The organism is Pseudofrankia sp. EUN1h (assembly GCF_001854645.1).
Classification (GTDB): Bacteria; Actinomycetota; Actinomycetes; order Frankiales; family Frankiaceae; genus Pseudofrankia; species Pseudofrankia saprophytica.
Window position 1 is genome coordinate 573626 of the sequence record NZ_MBLN01000002.1, and the last position, 19120, is coordinate 592745.

Here is a 19120-nt window from a genome sequence, read left to right on the forward strand (position 1 = left end):
TTCGTCTTCAGCGCCCGTCAGCCTTCGTACAGGTGGTGGTGCGCGGCGATCGAACGCCAGCGCTCGGCGAACGCCGCGTCGGAGAAGTGCCCGGCCCGCCCGGCCGCCTCGGTGGCCAGCCGGGCACGCAGATCCTCTTCGGTGGCGAGCCGGCGGGTGAACGACAGCAGCTGGTCCGGCTCCGTCCAGCGGAAGCCGTCGATGCTGTGCCGGACGATCTCGCGCTGACCGGCGCGGTCGATGACCACCGGAACGCAGCCGCCGGCCATCGCCTCGACCGTCGTCATCCCGAAGTGCTCGGCCGTCCACGGCCGGCGCCGCTCGTCCTCGCCCCACCCGGTCGCCGACCAGAACACCGAGCCCGTGGACAGGAGCCGCTCGACGTCGCCGCGGGCCGCGTTCGGGTGCACCTCGACCGGCAGACCGACCGCGGCCTTCTTGATCTGCTCGACGTACGGCTTCTGCGAGTCCTCCATGCCGCCGACGACGTGCATCGTCCAGCCGGGCATCGTCCCACTGGCATGCAGCTCGCCGAACCACTGGACCATCTCCAGCTGGCGCTTCGCGTGCCCGAGGCCGGGTGCGAAGAACCGTCCGACGGTGACGATGGTCTTCTCCCGCGTGGCCGCCGGGTGCAGCCGTTCGACCTGGATCGGCGGGTAGAGGACGTCGGCCTCCTGCCGCCACATCCGCCGGATCCAGCCGCGGGTGTAGTCGGAGTTGGCCATCACCGCGTCGTAGCGGTCGAGCCAGGCCAGGTCGTGCGGGTCGCGCAGCAGCCAGGGGAAGCGCAGCGCCACCTTGGCGCGCGGGCTTTCGTCCGCGTCGGTCACCCGCGGCCGGCTGATGGCCACGCCGAGCTCGCGTACGTCGGCGGGGCCGGGGGTGAACGGCTCGCAGACCAGGGTGATCTCGGTGCCGGTCGGCGACTCGGGCAGCGGGATCTCGTGCGCGACGAACTCCGCACCCACGTCGATCTTGGCGAGCGTCTCACCGTCGGCGTCGATGATCCGCAGCGAGGTGCCGGTCGGAGCGCCGGGCCGGCCGAAGTCTCCGCGCAGCACCCGCTCGCTGCCGGGGGAGATCGAGAGCACCGCGTTCCCGGACGACCAGCGCCACTGGCGCACCCGGCCGCCCTCCGGCGGGTACCAGCCGACGCCGAAGTCGACCGCCGGGCGTACCCCGCGCAGCAACGGCCCGGCCGAGCGCACGGCCGCCTTGCGCCAGGCCGCCATGTCGTGGTCGAACGGCGTCGGGAAGAAGCACAGGTAGGCGGCCTTGCGCGACCGGGTCGGCAGCCGGCTCATGTAGGAGCCGTTGATGAACAGGTCGTACTCACCGGACCGGACCGACAGGTCCTCCTCGCCGCGGTCCGGGATCCGGACGTAGCGGCAGTCCGAAAGGTCCAGGCCGAGGTGCGCGCCGAGGTCGGCGAGATTGACGTCCGAGTGACCGAGGATGTCGACCTCGACGCCGTCCGCGGCCATCACCTGGGCGATCATGCCGTTGTGGCGCTCGCCGCCGCCCATCGAGTGCCAGAACCGGTTGTAGACGGCCGCCCGCACCCGCCGGCCCGCCGGGATGATCATCGATCCGGTCGCCGCCGCCTCGCCCGCCACGGGAGTGCCGACACCCGCTGTGCCGGCGCCCGTCGCTGTGCCGGCGGCGTCAGCGGGCGTCGTCGTGGCCGCGCTCGTCTGGGCGGGCTGCCGCGTCGGGACGTTCTCGTCCTGGGCCACCCGGTAAGCGTCGGCCAGGTCGTCACCGGCCGCCAGCCCGCCCGCGAACCGTGCGCGCAGCGGGACGGCGCCGCCGCTGGAGACGGGTGCCGCGGCGCTCGGCTCGGCGGCCACGGGCGACGGCACGGCCAGGTTCGGCACCGCGCGCTCCGGGATCGCCGGCTCCGGCAGGGTCCCGATCTGGAAACCGACGTGCCGGCGCTCACCGGAGAAACCGGAGTACAGCATGAACGCCCGCTCGGTCGGTTGGCCGGGATGCACCGGCGCTGATGGGTTGGGGGGTTCCGCGGCGTCGTCCTCGCCGCGAGGTCCGGCGCCGTCGGTACCCGTCTCGTCGATGCCCGCTTCGTCCGGGAGATCTGAGAGATCTGAGAGGCCCGTGTCGGCTACGAGCACCGCGTCGTCTATGTGCACCGCGTCGTCCGCCGCGACGGCCGCGACGGCCGCGGGAGTCTCCGGGGCCTCGACGACCTCGGCGGCACCATCCCCGCCCGTCGGTGCCGGCCCGCTCGCGGAAATCTCGTCGACGGGAAGCTCGTCGACGGGAAGCTCGCTCGCGGGAAGCTCGTCGACGGCCTCGAAGACGCCTCTGTCCATGGGGAGATCGACGCCGGAGAGGGCGTCGACGTTGTCGGCGCTCTCGAGGTCGGAGTCGGCGATGTCGTCCGCCTCCGCGTCGGGCAGCTCGATCGCGGGCTCGTAAGTGTCGCTACCGGCCGATGCCGGCCGAGCGTCTTCGAGCCGAGCGTCGTCGAGCACGGGGCCGAGGACATCGGCGGGCAGCGCGTCACCGTAGTCGCCGCCCAGAGCACCGACGAAGCCAAGCCGCTCGTCGAACGAGCCGGGGGCCGGGAACGCCGGGATGTCGTCGAACGAGCCGGGCGCGGGGAACGCCGGACCATCGTCGAGAACCTGGCCGCTGTCGAGAACCCGGCCGCTGTCGAGAACCCGGCCGCTGTCGAAGACCTGGCCGCTGTCGAAGACCTGGCCGTCGTCGAACATCGGGCCGCTGAAGGCGGTGGAAGGGGCCGCGAGGTCGTCGTCGAAGATCCGGCCATCGTCGAACACCAGCCCACCGCCGGAGGCGGCGCCAGGATCCGGGACGAACCCGTCGTCTGGCACGAACCCGCCGTCTGGGACGAACCCGCCGTCCGGGACGAACCCGATCGGGGCCGCGTCCGGGTCGGGGATGACCGCGGGCGGTTGGCCAGCCAGCAGGTCGTCGGCCGGCGTCGGCTCGGCGGTGAGGCCCGCGGCCAGCTCGTCCGGCAGGTCGTCGGAGAGGGGGTCCCAGCGGGGCAGCTCGTCGAGTGGCTCGCGCAGGTCCACGTCGAGCACCGGGTCGACGTCGATCACCTGATCCGCGTCGAGTACCACCGCGTCGAGGACCGAGTCGTCGAGAACCGCCTCGTCGAGAACCGCCTCGTCGAGTACCGCGCCATCGAATATCTGACGCGCCTCGTCGTCCAGCCCGAGGGACACACGGGAGAACACGCCGCCGTGGTCGTCGTCGCCGTCGTCGGCGGGGCCGTGACMGCCCGGCGCCGCGACCGTGCCCAGCCTGGCGTCGGGGTCATCGTCGGCGGACGCTCTCGAGCCGAAGTACGACGCGCCGGCCAGACGGGCGTCCTGGGCGGCGATGTCGACCGGGCGACCGGTGGCCCGGTCGATGACCTGTCCTTCCAGCGGCATGCCGCCACCACGACCCGTGAGCGGTTCCAGGCCGGAGGACGGGCCGAACGGCTCCTGGCCGGCGGAGTCGGAGTCGGTCGGTTCCGTCGGTGCGGCGGCCCGTGGCGACGTCAGCGGCTCGCGGGACGACCATGCCTCGGACAACGGCATGGACTCCAAAGGCGACAGGCGTTCCAGCGAGGAGAACGGGTCCGGGCGTGACCGCGGCGGTGCCGGCCTGGTGCCCTCGTCCGACCGGATGGGAGCGCCCAGCGGCGGCAGCGGCTCCAGCCCGCGCAGGGGCTCCAGCATGCCCGGCCGGTCCAGCGGGTCGAAGGACGAGCCGAGGGGGGCTGGCCGCGCGCTCTCGTCGTAGCGGGTGGGCAGGTCCAGCGGGTCCACACGGTTTGGCGGGTCCAGCCGTCCGAGCCGGCTCAGGCCCAGCGGGTCGAGTGGGTCGAAGTCGATCGGTGCCGACTCCCTCGACGCCGGTGCGGCGAGCGAGTCGGGCCGCTGTGCCGACCATTCCTCACCGGACCAGCCGCCGTCCAAGCCGTCTCGGCCGTCTCGGCCGCGCGCGTCGAAGGGGCGGTCTCTGCGGGTGCTGTCGTCGGGGCGGTCCGTCATCGTGACACCAGCCAGTCCTGCAGCGATCGACGCCGTTCGCTCGCGGTGCGCCCGATCTCCCGGCGCCTCCCGAGCATGGCCGGGAACAGTCGCAGGTATGACCCGATCACCTTGAGTCGCAGCAGCGTGGGCCGCACCGCCGGCCGGCTGCGCGCCCGCCACGCCTGGCGCAGCGTACGTACGGCGATCGACGTGGTGGTCACCGGGTAGCGCGCGACCGCGGACAGGGCGAGCGGCAGCGTCGCGTCCTTGGTCAGCATGAGCAGCCGGTTGCGGTCGGTGTGGAAGACGAACAGCGGCGACCATTCGACGCTCGACGCCGAGTGCACGTGCCGCAGCACGGCACCGGGGACGTAGCGGATGCTGTATCCCCGCGAGCGGATCCGCCAGGACAGGTCCGTGTCCTCGTAGTAGAGGAAGAAGTCGTCGTCGAACCAGCCGAGGTCGTGGCCGAGTGCCGCGCGCATCGCCATTCCGTTCCCGCAGGCTGTGAAGACCTCCTCGGGGTTGGCGAACTGGCCGGTGTCGACCTCCTGGTAACCGCGGTCGGCGCCGTAGCCGTCGCGCAGCACGATCCCGCCGACGTTGTTGATGACGTCGACGCGGGGCGCGGTGTCGTCGATCGTCACCGAGACGGCGTTCGGCTCGGTGCCGGTGACCGGCAGCGCGGCGAAGCGGGCGGCGCCGCCGTCGGCCTCCGCCCAGCCGGGGCCGCCGTCGGCCGGGCCGGTGTGCCCGTCCCAGCTGAGCATGACCGTCTTCGCGGCCTCGGCCGCCCAGGCCAGCCCGAGCGTGACCGACCCGCGCTCGGGCACGGGCACGAGCAGCTCGCCGGTGCCGCGCGTCCAGAAGAACGGCGCGGTGGGCGGCCCTTCGGCCCCGAAGGTCAGCTTCTCCCAGAGGACCTCGCGTAGCACGTCGCGGCCGTTGACCGTCACCGACGAGATTCGCACGCCGAGCGAGCGCGAGTCGTGCGGGCCCGGCGAGAAGGTCGCGGTCTCCAGGCGCAGCCGCAGGAACCGCGGCAGGAACACCACCTTGCCGGTGACGGCGCCGAGCTTGTCCCCGCCGGGCTGGTCGAACGGGGCCAGCAGGTTGGCCAACCAGTCCGGCTCCGGGACCGCGTCGTTGTTCAGCAGCACCGCGTAGGCGGTGTTCACCTGGCGCAGCGCCAGGTTGTTGCCGCCGGCGAAGCCGAGGTTCTTCGGCGACTCGATCACCCGCACCCAGGGGTAGCGCTCGGCGAGCATCGCCCGCGAGTGGTCGCTGGACGCGTTGTCGACGACCCAGGTCTGGAAGCCGAAGGCGGTGTTCTGCTTGGCGACCGCGTCCAGGCAGGGCGGTAGCAGGTGCGCGCCGTTCCAGTTGACGATGACGATGGTCGCCACCGGTCGCCCACCCCAGCCGGCGCCGGACCCGCCGCCGTCGGGGTGGCCGGCGGCGGGCATCGCGCCGTCCCCCGTGGGGGCACCTGAGACGCCGCCGGCGCTCGGGGCGTCCGGCGTGGCCTTGGTCAGCGAACCCGCGGCCACCGTCCCGGGGGCCGGGCCGAGCGCGGCACCCGTCGTCAGGCCGCCGCCGTGGCGGCCGCCGTGCGCCAGGCCGCTGCCGGTCAGGCCGCTGCTGGTTGGGTCGCTGGTGGTCAGGTCGGCGATGTGGCTCATGTCCGCGGCCTTGCCTCGTAGTCGACGTGGACCAGGCCCTCGGCGTGCGAGCTGTTGATCCCGAACAGCTCGTGGAAGCGGCGGGAGGTGATGGGCGTGCCGGTCGCCGCGTCGGCGACCTCCACCCGCACCGCGAACGCGCCGAGCAGCGCTGGTATCGAGCCGATGGTGAAGTCGAGGATGGTGAAGCCCTGGCTGACCGGGATACCCGCGGGCGGAGTCTCCATCACCCAGATCGGGATCTCGTTCTGGCCGACGATGACGCAGCGCGCGCGGACCCGCTCGGGCGCGCCCTCGGTGACCTCGATGCCGACGCTCATCGTCATCGGGTCGCCCGGGTCGAAGGAGATCTGCGGCGCCCCGCCCGGCGACGAGCTGAAGGTGACGGTCTCCGGCCGGACCGTCGCCGTGCCGTAGGCGCCGGCGCCCTCGGTCGGCGAGCTGCCCAGCCGCTGGCGCAGCAGCTTCGTGCCGACCGCCGGGGCGCCGTCGTGGATCACCTTGCCGGCCTCGAGCACGACCACCCGGTCGCACATGTTCTCGATGAGGTCGAGGGAGTGCGTGACGAACAGGATCGTGCGGCCCTGGTTCCGGAACTCGTCGATCTTGGCGAGGCACTTGCGCTGGAACGCCTCGTCACCGACGGCGAGCACCTCGTCGACGAGCAGGATGTCGGGGTCGACGTGCACGGCGACGGCGAAGCCGAGCCGGACGTACTGGCCGGACGAGTAGTGCTTCACCTCGTCGTCGATCTTGTGTGACAGCTCGGCGAAGTCGACGATCGAGTCGAACAGCTTGTCGATCTCACGCTTGGACAGGCCGAGCAGGGAGGCGTTCAGGTAGACGTTGTCCCGGCCGGACAGCTCGCCGTTGAACCCGGCGCCCAGCTCCAGCAGCGAGGCGATCCGGCCGTGCACCTCGACCTTGCCGCTGGTCGGGCGCAGGATCCCGGCGAGCACCTTGAGCGTCGTCGACTTGCCGGAGCCGTTCGCGCCGGCGAGGCCGACGGTCTGGCCGCGAGCGATCTCGATGTTGATGTCGCGCAGCGCCCAGAAGTCCTCGCCGGCCAGGCCGCCGCGGCGGACGAACGCCTCCTTCAGGCTRGTCGCCCGCTTGTGGTACGAGACGAACTTCTTGCTGACGCCGGTCGCGCGGATCACGGTCGGGCCGGYCCCGGCCGCGGGGCCGCCCCTGGCGCTCGCGCCCCCGGTCGGCAGCACCCCGGCGCTGACGCTGGCGGTCGCGCCACCGCCGGCCGGCCGGGCGAGCGCCGACGTCGCGGCCGCGCCGACGGGCAGGGGTGGGGAGGTCTGGCTCACTAGAGGTCCTCGGCGAAGTCGGCCTGCAGCTTGCGGAACACCCAGACGCCGAGCACCAGCACGCCCAGGGAGATCGTCCCCGCCATGGCCAGGCGCTCAAGGTAGTAGAGGTACCCCGGGTCGGCGAGGACCTGCAGCTGGCTGCCGTCGGGCTTGGTGGCGGTGGCGTCGACGTAGATGGCCCGCTGGAACGCCATGACCACCACGGCCATCGGGTTCAGCTCGTAGATCCAGGTGTACTCGTGCAGCCGTTGCTGGATCAGCCCGAACGCGTAGACCATCGGGTTCAGCCAGATCCAGGCCATCAGGGCCACCTCGACGAGGTGCGGCACGTCCTTGAACCGCACCGACAGCGCCGAGACCAGCATCGACATCCCGATGGTGAACACCAGCGCGACCGCGCCGGCCGGGACGAGCAGCAGCAGCCCGCCACCGATCAGCGGGTAGCCGAGCGCCAGGGTGAGCACCAGCAGTACCAGCAGCTGCAGCACGAAGTGCACCGCGGCGAAGCCGACCGCGGACAGCGGTAGTACCTGCAGCGGGAAGCGGACCTTCTTCACCAGGTTCGCGTTGCCGACGACGCTGCCGCAGGCTGTCGACACGCTGCCCGCGAACGCGTTCCAGATGAGCAGGCCGGACAGGAAGTAGATGCCGAACCGCGGCACGCCCGACTTGAACACGACCTGGAAGACGAACGTGTACACCACGAGCAGCAGCAGCGGGTTCGCCAGGGACCAGGCGAAGCCGAGGGTCGAGCCCTTGTACTTGACCTTGATGTCCTTGCGGATCAGGTTGCGCAGCAGCTCCCAGCGGACCCTGCTCTGCGCGCGCGACCGCTTGGCCAGCGCCCCTGGGGCTCCACCCGTCCCGTCGGGGCCCGGGGTCTCTCCCGGACCCGCGAAGGCCGACCGGGAGGCCTGCGGGGAGTTCCTGGCCGCGTGCCGTGGCCCGGCGCCGGACCTGCGCGTCGGCGTCGGCGTCGGCGTCGGCCGCGGCGTCGGCGAGAACGCGGGCGTCGGCGACGACTCGTCCGGCGTCGGCGACGCGGACGGTGAGGGCGGCGGCGTCGCGGTGGTCAACGGCGACGGTGCCGGGGACGCTCCTGCCGCGCCGCCCGGGTCGGCGGCGGGGCCAGCACCTGCGAGCTGCACTCCTCGGCTCCTTCTCGACCCTGTACGACGCCGGACCCTGGACGTCGCGGGACCGTCACGCGCCTTGGCGCGGCCCCGGTTGTTGTCCAGATCGTGCCATGGTCCCGGTTGTGCCCACCGAGGCGGGTGAGGTCCGGATTTGGCGACGGTAGCGCCCTGCGTTCATGTCGCACCCGGATGGCACCACCGTCGCACGGGAAGAGCACGGTGGGCGCACGGCCACCCCACCGTCCGCGTCGCCGTTGACGCCGGTGCCCGCTATCCGGGAAGCGGTTCATAGTATCGGCCAGCCTGCTCCGGCACCGGTCGGCGCCTTGTCCCCGCCCTGGCCGAAGGAGGCGTGACGGTGCAGTCCACCCCGCCGAAGGTAGGGTGGCCGGCTCCTCCCTCGTGACCTGTCGGAGGCGACCGTACGCGGCGGCGCGGACATCTGGGGCTTTCCGGGATGCCACCGGCCGTCTCCCGCGCCGTCACCTGGCCGACGACGTTGGAACGGGGGTGACCGCGGTGTTCACCGACGCGAGGCTGGGGGATGCCTGGTCGCACCTCGACTCGGGCGGGGCCGACGCGCTGGTCGTCGACGTCTTCGACACGCTGCTGTGGCGGCTGGCACCGCGCCCGGCGCACGTGTTCCTGCTGCTCGGTGAGCGGCTCGCCGCCGCCGGCCGGCTGCCGGCCGGCGTCACCCCCGCGCAGTTCGCCCAGCTGAGGATCCTCGCCGAGCGCCAGGCCGGCCGCCGGGCGCTGGCCACCCGCGAGGGCGCGGCCGTCGCCGGCGATGACAACGGCCCCCCGCCGCGGCTGGACGAGATCTGGACGCTGCTGCTGCCCGCGCTGCCGGGCGCTGGTGAGCTCGCCCCGCTGGTGGAGGCCGAGGTCGCCGCGCTGCGGGCGGCCCACCGCGTCGACCTCGCCGCCGCCGAGCTCGCCGAGCTCGCCGCGCTCAAGCTGGGCCTGCCGGTCTACCTCGTCGCCGACACCTGCCTGTCCGCGGCGCAGCTGGAACGCCTGCTGGCCCGTCCGGAGCTCGTGGGCATCCCGTTCGCCGGCCCGTTCACCTCGGCCGACATCGGCGTCGGGACGGCCGACGGCCTGCTCGGCCACGTGCTCGCGGCGACCGGCGCCCCCGCGTCGAGGCTGCTATACCTGGCCGGCGACCCGGTCGGCGAGCACACCGGCTCGGCCGGCCAGGACCCGATCGGTGGGCAGGGCGCGCTGGGTGGTTCGGGTGGTTCGGGTGGGCTGGGCGGTTCGGGCGGTTCGGGTGCCCATGACGGCCGCGGTGGGCGGAGCGTCACGATCATGCGCAGGGGCGGTCCCGCCCGCGACCTGCGCGCGACGCTCGCGATGGAGGGACTGCTCGACGACCCGGACGACGCTTCCCCCGTCGATCTCGAGTACGGCGACTTCGGGCTGACCGCGCTGCGCGCCCGCGTCCTGCACCGGGCCGACGCCGCCGCCGTCCCCCGGGCGCTGCGCCGCTTCTGGGACACCGGGGCGACCGTGTTCGGCCCGGTGTTCACCGGCTTCGCCGAGTGGGTCGTCGAGCGCACCCGGGAGCTGGGCGCCGACGAGGCGTTCTGCCTGATGCGTTCCGGCCGGTTCGTCGCGAGCCTGCTGGAGGGCCCCGGGCGCGACGCCGGCGTCGCCGCCCGGCCGCTGTGGGCGTCGCGCGAGGTGTGCGCGCTGGCGAACGTCTTCGAGGCCTCACCCGAGGAGCTGCGAGCCTTCCTGCGGCATGCCGGCACCGGCCCCGCGCACGCCGGCCCCGGCCCGGCTCCTGGCGCCGGGGGCGCGGTGGGCACCGTCGGGGCGCTGCTGCGCCGGCTACGGGTCGACCTCGCCGCCGCCCCCGGGATCTCCGCCCTCGCCGGCCGCCGGCTGGACGTGCCGGCCGGGCTGCTCGACGAGATCCTCGACGAGCTGCTGGAGACGCTCAGCCGGGACGACCGCGTCCGCGGCGAGATCGTGCTGGCCGCCGAGCGGCTGCGCGAACGGTTCCTGCGCTACCTGGACGAACGGCTGCCCGAGCGGGGCCCGGCGGTGCTCGTCGATCTCGGCTGGGACGGGACCACCCAGGCGCTGCTCGCCCGGCTGCTCACCGCCACCGGCCGCGAGGTCAAACCCGTCGGGCTCTACCTGGCGACCGGTCCCGTCGCGCTCGAGCACCGGCTCGCCGGCCACCGGATGGAGGGCTACCTCGCCTCCGGCGGCCAGCCAGCGCGCCTCGCCGGGCAGCTGCTGCGCGCCCCGGCGGTCGTCGAGCAGGTCGCCATGGCCGACACGGGTCGGCTCGCCTCGTTCGACGAGACGTCCACCCCGCTGCTGGGCCTCACCCGGACCAGCCGCACCCAGCTCGCGCAGCGGGCGGCGGCCCAGGACGGCGCCCGCGCCTTCCAGCAGGAGTGGTTGCGCTGCCGGCGCGCGGAGAGCCTGGACAGCCCCGACAGCGCGCTGCCGTCGCTGGGCGGTGACAGCGCCCGGCTCGCGCTGCTGCGCATGCTGGCCCGCTTCGTCGCCCGACCGACGGCGGCGGAGGCCGCCGCATTCGGTTCCTGGCGCCATGACGGCGACGACGACGAGCCGATCGGCATCCAGGCGTCGAGTGCCCCGGCACCCGCCGGCCGGCGTGGGCCCGCCCAGCCAGCCCAACCCGCCGAGCACGACGGCCGGGGCCTGCTGCCCGCCGAGCTGATCAGGCGGATGCCCTATCTGAGCCCGGCGGGCCTGGCGGAGCTGCCGCTGCGCGAGGCGACCTGGCCCGCGGCCGTCGCCGCCGTCGCGAACCGGCCGCTGGCGGTCGTCACCGAGCTCGCGGCCGCCGCGGGGATCGACCCAGGGGAGCTGTCCGCGCCGGCCGCGGCCGGCCCCGTCGAGGTGTACGTGGACACCGGCGCGGACTTCGCCCGCGGCCCCAAGGCCACCGCGGTGCCCTACGCCGGCCGGGACGGGCTGTCGCTGGTGCGGCTGCGGGTCGTCGACGCCGTCGGCGTGCGCCGCGTCCGGGTCGATCCCGCCGGCCGGCGGGGCCTGCTCCGGCTCGACTGGCTCACCCTCGGCTTCCATGTCGTCGGCTCGGGTGAGCCTCGACAGATCACCATCACCGCGTTCGACGGGCCGGGTTCGCTTCCGGATGTGGTGGGAGGCAGTATCCCCGCCCGGGCGGTCGGCGGCGCCGGATTGGCGGACCGTAGGCGCGGCATTGTTCTCAACCTGGTGGGACTGCGAATACTGCAGCCCAACTTGGTCGAAATCCTCGACGACGACCCGCAACTCGTCTACAACCTGGATCTGCCCGGCATGCCAGAGTTGGGTGGCACGTACGCAATTGACGTCGAGTTCGCCTTTGGTTGGATGGGGATCCGGGGGGACCCAGTGGCCGCTCCCGCGCCTGCCGCGGCGGGCTCGGCCTCCGGGCCGCAGCTGCCTCGCCGGGCTGCCCGCCGGGTGATGCGACAGCTGGGAGGCCTGCGGTGACAGCTGGAAGGCCCCGGGCGGGCGACCCGCCTCGCGGGATCCGGCGCCGGGCCTGGACAGGTCGAGACGGCCGGCTGGGAGGCCCGCGGTGAACGACACACCGAACACTGTCCCGGCCGAGCCGGCAGGCCCCGACGGCCTCGACGGGCCGGATGGCCTGGACGACCAGCCCATCTCCCACACCGCGCGCCCCTACGTCCGTTCGACCGCGTCGGCGAACACCGGCCCCCTGCGCCTTCCCGGTACCGACGGCGCCGGGCCCGGGGAAGGCGCCCTGCGGGCGAGCTTCGCCGACCTGGCGGCGGCCGTCGACGCGGCCGGTGCGGCTGGTTCGCCCGGTGCACCCGGTGCTGGCGAGATCGCCGTGTACGGCCCGGGCGGCCGCGGCGCGGTCCAGGGCTACGACCCGAGCGCCGCGAACCGCGGCGGTAGCCAGCCGATGCCGCTGCGGTCGGTCGTCGACCTGCGGGAGGTGTGGCTGCCCTTGCTGGGCGCGGCCGGCGCCCGCAGCATCACCCTGCTCGGCGCCGAGAACGGCTCGACGACCAGCCTGCTCGTCGACCTGCTCCGCGCCGGCGGCGGCGGCCGGCTCCTCGTCGTCGACCTCGAGCCGGGCCGGGTGCCGAGCGCCGGGCGCGGCCTGGACATCGAGGTGGTACGCGACCACGGCGCCGCCGGGCTCGAGGGGCACACCCCGACCGACGCCTACCTGATCGACGGCGACGCGAACTACGCCACCGTCGCCGCCACGCTCGGCGCGGTCGACGACGCCGTCCACGAGTTCGGCCGGACCACGTTCCCGCTGGTCATCGTCCACGACGTCGGCTGGCCCACCGGCCGGCGCGACCAGTACCGGGCCCCCGACCGCCTCACCGACGCCGACCTTCAGCCGCACTCCTGGGACGCCGGAGTGACGCTCGACGCGTCCGACGCCGTCCTGGGCCGCGGGATGCGCGGCGGCGGCGCCTACGCGTGGGCGCTCGCCGAGGGCGGGCCGCGCAACGGGGTGCGCACCGCCGTCGAGGAGTTCGTCGCCGGCCACCCCGAGCTTCGGTTCTTCACCGTCGCGCCGGTCCTCGGCCTCGGGGTCGTCGTCGACCGGCGGGCACCGTTCGCGACCAGGGTCGCCGAGCTGCTGTCGCCCTGGGTGGCCAACCCGCTGCTGGCCCGGCTGGAGCGCAACCGGATCGAGCTGTACCTGCGGGCCGTGGCTACCCGTGACGATGCGATGGCCGCCGCCCAGCTGCACCAGCAGGAATGGATGAAGCTCGACGCCGAGCGCATGCGCCTCGTCGCGCTCGACATCGAGAAGTCCGACCGGATCGCCCAGCTCGAACGGGAACTCGCCGCCGAGCGGGCGATGGCCGCCGAGGCACTGGGCGCCCGGCTGGAGGAACCGCGCCTGGTCGCCGCCGCCCGCTCCGCCGACTCCCGGCTGCGGGCGAGGCTGCGCCGCGGCCCGAGCCGCTACGAGCAGGCCAGGGCCCGGCTCGCCCAGGAGGAGGAACGCCGCCGCACCCAGCTCGCAGACCCGGCCGCGGCCGGCGCCTTCGGCCGGCTGGCCCTGCCGCCCGGCAGCGGCCCGGGCGCCGACGGCCCCGACGGCGCCGTCCACGGCTCGCTCGGCGGCGACCTCGGCATGAGCGGCGACGGTGACGGTGGGGCTCGGGCGTTGGCCCTTCCGCCAGGCTCCACCGGCGGCGGTCCGGCGGCCGGTGGCACCGCCAGCCGGAGGCCCGGCGCCGGCCAGGAAGCCGACGAGCGACTTCGCGGCCGTCACCGGCCACATCACCACGCCGACGGGCCGGACATCGTCGCCAGCGGCCCAGGCCACCAGGAACCCTCGCTGTGGACCCCCGGCCAGTCCGCCGCCGACCCGCCGCGGCGGGCCCGCGCCGGGTGGTCCGTGCCGCCCTCTCCGCCCGTGCCGCCCGTGCCACCGCCTCCGCCCGTGCCGCCTCCGGGTGAGCCGCTCGCGCTGTCGGTCCCGCCGGGCGCGGGCGCCGGCGCCGTCCTGCTGACCCCGTCGCCGCTGGCGCCGATACCGACTCCGTCACTACCCGCTCCGTCACTACCGCCTCCCTCGCCGTCCCCGCTTCCGTCGTCGCCACCGCTGTCGCCCCTGGCCGCCCCGTCCATGCTCGACCCGGCCTTGTTCGACCCGTCCTCGACCGGTGGCGCGTCCGTCCGGTCGCCGGTGTCGTCGCCGTTTCCCCCGCCGCTGGCCGGTGGGGGACCGTCGAGCCCGGCCCAGTCGGTGACGCCGATCCAGCCGGGTCGGCCGATTCCCGCCGGCCAGTCCATCCCGCCAGGCGCGTCGGTCCATCCGCCGGACTCCGGCCGACCGGCCGAGCTCGGCGCACCCGGCCAGCCACCCCTGTTCGACCGCTCTGGCGTCCCCCGCCGCCGCCGCGGTGCCTTCGCCGCCGACCGGCACGAGCCCCGCCACCGGGCCTCCGGCCGCAACGGTGGTCAGGCCTCCGACCGCAACCAGAAACCCGACCGCCCCTCCTGACCTGTCTCCGGTACCTGTTGCTGGTAGCTGTGGCTGGCACCTGTCTCCGGCACCTGTGGCTAGTCCGGTCGCGGCAGTTGGCGGCTATAGGGGAGGACCTGGCATGGGTGGCGAGTGTCCGCGCTTCGCATCAAAGACGCAGGGCTAGACGGAAACGGAGCCGCACGGAAACAGGGCTGGACGGAAAAGTGGTTATACAGAAACGGAGCTAGAAGGGGCAGGGAGCTTCCCTGCGCGTTCGAGTCTTGTCGCTGGCGCTGAGGCGGGTCGGTGAGTTTGCCAAAGGGGCGGCGGGTTTGGTGGTCCAGTTCTTGGTGTCTTCGTCAGGGAGTAGGCCTTCCTCGTCGTTCGCGGTGGTGTCGACCCGGTGGATCCGGGAAGTTGGACTGGTCCAGATGAAGATTCCTGGTTCTGGTTGGCCCAACGTCCAGCCACCTCGATGTTTTGCCGAATGGTGATGGCGGCAGAGCAGGCCAAGGTTGTCGAGCGCCGTGCGACCGCCCGTGGCGTGAGCGACCGTATGATCGATGTCGCAGCAGGTGGCGGGCATTCCGCAGCCGGGAAAGACGCATCGGGTGTCTCGATGTCGGATGAGCCGGGCAAGCGCCGGGGTCGGGATCCGTCGGTGTCCGAGGTCCAGGACCGTGCCGGTTTCCGGGTCGGTCAGGACACGGCGCCAGTTCGCGTCGGCGGCCAGCGTCCGGCCGACCGTGGCCGGGATCGGGCCATGTCCGACGAGTTCGGCGGGGTTGTCGTCCAGCCCAGCGAGGGTGCCGACGGCGGCGATGACCTGAATCTCGACCTTCACCAGCTCGCGGCGGTTACCCAGCACCAGCGCCGCGAGAACGTCCGCGCGCCGGGCGTCGATCGGCCGTCTGTCGCCGTCGGCACGGGCATCGGCTTTCGCGATCCGGTCGATCCGCTCGAAGATCGCGTGTGCGTCCTGGGCCGTCAACGTCGCCGACAGCAGGCCCATACCGTCTTCGAGTGGCCGGACGGTGACCCCGCGCTGGGCGTGGGCTTCCCTGCGCCGCCGCGCGGCGGCGTCCGGATCGATCCGAGCGACCATCCGGTGCAGCTTGCGGCGCCACTGCGACGGCGACTTCAACCGGCTGCCGGCCAGCATCTGTGTCTCGACGGTGGCTCGTTGCCCGCCGGACAGTGCCTGGGTGACGTCGTGCAGCGCGAGTAGCCGGGGGTAGTCCAGCTGGCCCGACGTCAACGCGTCGAGCGCGTCGGGCACCTGATGGGCGATATCCCAGGCCCGCGCGAGCCGGTCGGAAGCGGTGCGGGGCGACTGACCCAGCTCGGCGGCCAACTCGTCGGCAAGGAACTCCGAGTAGGGCCCACCGTCCTCATCGCCGCAGCCAGGAGGCGCCGGCCGCAGCCTCGCCAGCTGGACCTGCGCCCGGATCGTCAACCCCTGCAGACGGGAAGCCAGCCGGACAAGCCCCGCCACCAGGTCAAACGCCTCCCTCTCGGCGCAGCCAGCCAGCCCGGCCAGTACGGCCTCCAGGGCGGTATCCGCCTGGGCGAGCCACCTCAACGGTCCACCTTCGGGCCCCGCGACAGAAGACCCCGCGTCCAGAGACATCGCAGACCCCGCGTCCAGAGACATCGCGTCCGGCTCTTCCGCCGCGGGGACGGGCATCTGGGCGGCGGCGGCGATCGGGCGGGAGGGACGCGCCACCGATCGGGGCGACGACCGCCGTGGGGCCGGGGAGCCGAACGGGGATGGTCTGGAACCGGTGGGCCGGGAGGGGGGCCCGGATCGGACACCCTTTCGCGGTGGAGCGGTATCCGTGGAAACCGCCGGTGCGTCGGGCGACGACGGAGCATGGCCGTCACGCGTATCGAACATGTGTTCATGATAACTCGGGGAAGGGAAAAATCAACCAGTTCGGAATGCGGGCCGGGTACGTTCAGTCGTGCCGGACCGGTCATTCCCGCTGCCCTCCCCAGCTTGAATGGAGGGGGTAGTCAGAATGCACCCCCGGTCCGCTCATTTGACGATCGAGGCCAGCTTTGCTGTAATATCGGCTGGTCGAGTATTAGGGCCGATTCGGCTGGCGCGGTAGTCGCGTCGATGGTTGACCGTCTGCCGTGACGCGCTGAAGCGAGTCGAAGTAAGCCGTGACGAACCATGGCCCGAAAGTCGGTGCATAAATAGAGCAAAGAACGGCGGYGGTCGTGCCAGCTTAGTGCGCGGTGCCTGCGGGGCCGCCGTCAGCAGACGGGACGGTAGGGGGCGGTGGGAATGTAGTGCTGCCACTGGACGGCATCGAGCTGGTTGGATCCGGTGCGGCAGGCGGTCGCCAGGAGGGTGGCGTCATCGAGCGGGGTCAGCCGCGCCGTGTGGTCCGCGGCGACGGTGAGGGTCGACCGGCCGTCGGGGGTGAAGGCCAGGTCCTGGATCCAGTCGGTGTGGCCGGAGAGCTGCCCGACGGGGGCTGGCCGACCGCTCGTGGTGAGGTCCCAGAGATGGACCGTGTCGTCACGGCCGGCGGTGGCGAGGGTGCGGCCGTCGGGGCTGAAGGCCAGCGCGAGCACCCAGTGGGAATCCGCCCTGATCGTCTCCAGGGGGCGCGGGTGCCCCGGATCGGTGACGTCCCAGAGACGCGCGACGCCGTCGTAGCCGGCGGTGGCGAGCTGGCGGCCGTCGGGGCTGAACGCCACCGCCCACACGTAGTCGGTGTGACCGGACAGCGTGGCGAGCTGGCGGGGATGGCGCGGGTCGCCGATCTCCCAGAGACGGGCCGTGCGGTCCGTGCTGGCCGTCGCCAGCAGCCGGCCGTCGGGGCTGAACGCCACCTGACGTACCCAGCCGGTATGGCCGGTCAGGACGCTCAGCTGTGTCGGGTGTGCCGGGTCGGCGACGTCCCAGATCCGCGCGGTGTCGTCGTACCCGGACGTCGCCAGCAGCCCGCCGTCCGGGCTGAAGGCGACGGACAGCACGTAGCCCTCATGGCCGGTCAGCGTCGCGACCCTCACCGGGTTGGCCGGGTTGCTCACGTTCCACAGGAGCACGGTGCGGTCATAGCCCGCCGTGGCGAGCAGGGTCCCGTCCGGGCTGAAGGCGGCGGCCGTGACCCAGCCGTCGTGACCGCGCAGGACCGCGAGCGGCCTGGGCGGCGTCGCCGTCCCCGCCGTCCCCGCCGTCCCCGCCGGGGCGGCCGGCTCCGCTGGCAGAGCCTCTTGGGAAGCGGGATCCCGGGAGCCGGCTTCCCGGGAGCCCACTTCCCCGGCCTGGCCGGTCAGGGCCGCGAGGTCCCAGAGACGGGTGGTGCCGTCGGCGGAGGCGGTGGCGGCGAGCCGGCCGTCGAGGCTCACGGCGACGCCAAGCACCGACGCGGTGTGGCCGGGCAACGGGGTCGCCGCGGCGCCGGCGAACGAGGTGCGCAGGCTTGCCCGGGCGGCCGGCGCCGGGCTGATCCGGAAGGCGGCGAGGCTCAGCGCGTCGGCGACCTTCGCGTCGGTGGAACGGATCTTGTCGGCGGACGTGGCGACCTCGGTGGCAAGCGAGGCCGGCGTCGGGCTTGGCGCGGGCGAGCGCCCGAGCACCACCGGGATCAGGACGGCGATCAGCATCAGTGCGAGCAGCGGCGTGATCATCAGGGAGCCGTGGCGCAGCCGGTCTCGCCAGGTCCGCGCGGCCGGCCCAGGATACCCACCGCGGGCTTCGGCTCCGGCCGGTCCGTCACTTCCCGACTCGGGACCGTGCCCGCCGGCGCCGGCCGGCCCGCTCGCCGCGTCGCCGGCCTGCCCCCGCGTGCCGGTGCCGCCGGCGGCCGCGGCCCCGCCGGCGGCGAGCGGCGGGTCGGTTTCCGTGGGTGGGTCGGTGGCGCCGGTGGCCGTGCCCGGCGGCTGGCCGGGGATGGCGCCGGAGCGGATCGCCCGGCTCACCGCCGGGTCAGGGTGGGTTGGCGGGCCCATGCTGACCAGGCGCAGGAAGAGCTCCTGGGCGGTCGGGCGCTCCGCGGGATCCTTGCGCATCGCGTGCTCGACGATCGGGCGCAGCGCGGGGCCGAGGCCCTCCAGGTTCGGCTCGAGGTGGACGACCCGGTACAGCTGCACCGGGGTCGGGCCGTCGCCGAAGGGCAGCACGCCGCTGCTGGCATAGGTGACCAGGCCGCCCCAGGCGAAGATGTCCGCCGCGGCCGTCACCGGCCGGCCGTTGGCCTGTTCGGGGGCCATGAACGCCGGTGTGCCGATCCGCTGGATGTCGTGGCTGAGCACGCCGTGAGCGTCGGTCGCCCTGGCGATGCCGAAGTCGATGACACGCGGGCCGAGCGACGAGAGGATGACGTTCGACGGCTTGAGGTCGCGGTGTACGAGCCCGGCGCCGTGGATCGCGGTGAGCGCGGCGGCGACGCTGACGGCCAGCCGTTCCAGGTCGCCGGTACGCAGCGGGCCGCCGGCGAGCACGGCATGGGTCAGCGTCAGCCCGTCGATGTACTCGGTGACCAGGTAGGGCGGGCCATCCGGCGGGTCGACGACCTCGAGCACCTCCGCGGTGCAGAACCGGGCGACCCGGCGGGCCACGTCGGCCTCGCGCAGGAACCGCTCCCGGAACTCCGGCAGCCGGGCCAGGTCGGCCCGAATCATCTTGATCGCGACCAGGCGCAGGTCGCCCTCGATGCCATTCGGCCCGATCTTCGCCGCCCCGCCGGCCGCCGCCCCGGCCGCTGTGGCGTCTCCAGCCGCGGTGTCGCCGGGAGCGGTGTCGCCGGGGGTCGGGCGGCCGTCACGGAGGGGGCCGATGCCCAGGTAGACGGTTCCCATCCCGCCCTCGCCGAGCCGGCCGATCAGCTGGTAGCTACCCAGCTCCTCGGGGTCGTCGGCGGAAAGCGGGTCGGCGGCGACGGCGCCCAGCGGATGCGTCGGGTGGGTCGGGAGGGTGAGTCCGTGGTGCGAGCCGACCGCCAGCGCCTGCTGGCCGGGCAGGCTCGCGGGCACG

General features: G+C 73.7%; 8 protein-coding genes. 2 read left to right on the forward strand and 6 right to left on the reverse strand.

Annotated features, from left to right (window positions below; translation table 11 throughout):
- Positions 1–17 precede the first annotated feature (17 nt).
- From BCD49_RS03110 to BCD49_RS03125, 4 genes are all read right to left on the reverse strand, one after another.
- Entirely contained in the window at positions 18–1589 is a 1572-nt protein-coding gene (locus BCD49_RS03110) for a glycosyltransferase family 4 protein (protein WP_035925686.1), read from the reverse strand.
- Positions 1590–4033: 2444 nt separating this feature from the next.
- Positions 4034–5701 carry a glycosyltransferase gene (locus tag BCD49_RS03115; RefSeq protein ID WP_007517742.1) on the reverse strand — a complete coding sequence of 556 codons (1668 nt, stop codon included), beginning with the start codon at positions 5699–5701 and terminating at the stop codon, positions 4034–4036.
- Positions 5698–7020 carry an ABC transporter ATP-binding protein gene (locus tag BCD49_RS03120; protein ID WP_116439364.1) on the reverse strand — a complete coding sequence of 441 codons (1323 nt, stop codon included), beginning with the start codon at positions 7018–7020 and terminating at the stop codon, positions 5698–5700. The genes BCD49_RS03115 and BCD49_RS03120 overlap by 4 nt, the downstream gene beginning before the upstream one ends.
- Entirely contained in the window at positions 7020–8171 is a 1152-nt protein-coding gene (locus BCD49_RS03125; protein WP_007517746.1) for an ABC transporter permease, read from the reverse strand. The genes BCD49_RS03120 and BCD49_RS03125 overlap by 1 nt, the downstream gene beginning before the upstream one ends.
- A 507-nt stretch (positions 8172–8678) precedes the next feature.
- On the opposite strand from BCD49_RS03125, the gene BCD49_RS03130 reads away from it, so the two are divergent.
- Both BCD49_RS03130 and BCD49_RS45780 read left to right on the forward strand, forming a co-directional pair.
- Positions 8679–11648: a hypothetical protein gene (locus BCD49_RS03130; RefSeq protein WP_007517748.1), complete on the forward strand. Its 2970-nt coding sequence runs from the start codon at positions 8679–8681 to the stop codon at positions 11646–11648.
- Positions 11649–11736: 88 nt separating this feature from the next.
- Positions 11737–14163 (forward strand): hypothetical protein, encoded by a 2427-nt coding sequence (locus tag BCD49_RS45780; RefSeq protein ID WP_007517750.1) that lies wholly within the window; start codon positions 11737–11739, stop codon positions 14161–14163.
- A gap of 208 nt (positions 14164–14371) precedes the next feature.
- Here the strand turns inward: BCD49_RS45780 and BCD49_RS03140 are convergent, their stop codons facing one another.
- Together BCD49_RS03140 and BCD49_RS03145 are read right to left on the reverse strand one after the other, a co-directional pair.
- Positions 14372–15853: an HNH endonuclease signature motif containing protein gene (locus BCD49_RS03140; RefSeq protein ID WP_007517752.1), complete on the reverse strand. Its 1482-nt coding sequence runs from the start codon at positions 15851–15853 to the stop codon at positions 14372–14374.
- A 536-nt stretch (positions 15854–16389) separates the two neighbouring features.
- Positions 16390–19035 carry a WD40 repeat domain-containing serine/threonine protein kinase gene (locus BCD49_RS03145; RefSeq protein WP_442960460.1) on the reverse strand — a complete coding sequence of 882 codons (2646 nt, stop codon included), beginning with the start codon at positions 19033–19035 and terminating at the stop codon, positions 16390–16392.
- Between the last annotated feature and the right edge of the window lie 85 nt (positions 19036–19120).

Excerpts from the sequence above, each read along its gene's own strand:
- BCD49_RS03110 (WP_035925686.1), bottom strand. The coding sequence starts at position 1,589 with ATGATCATCCCGGCGGGCCGGCGGGTGCGGGCGGCCGTCTACAACCGG.
- BCD49_RS03115 (WP_007517742.1), bottom strand. The coding sequence starts at position 5,701 with ATGAGCCACATCGCCGACCTGACCACCAGCGACCCAACCAGCAGCGGC.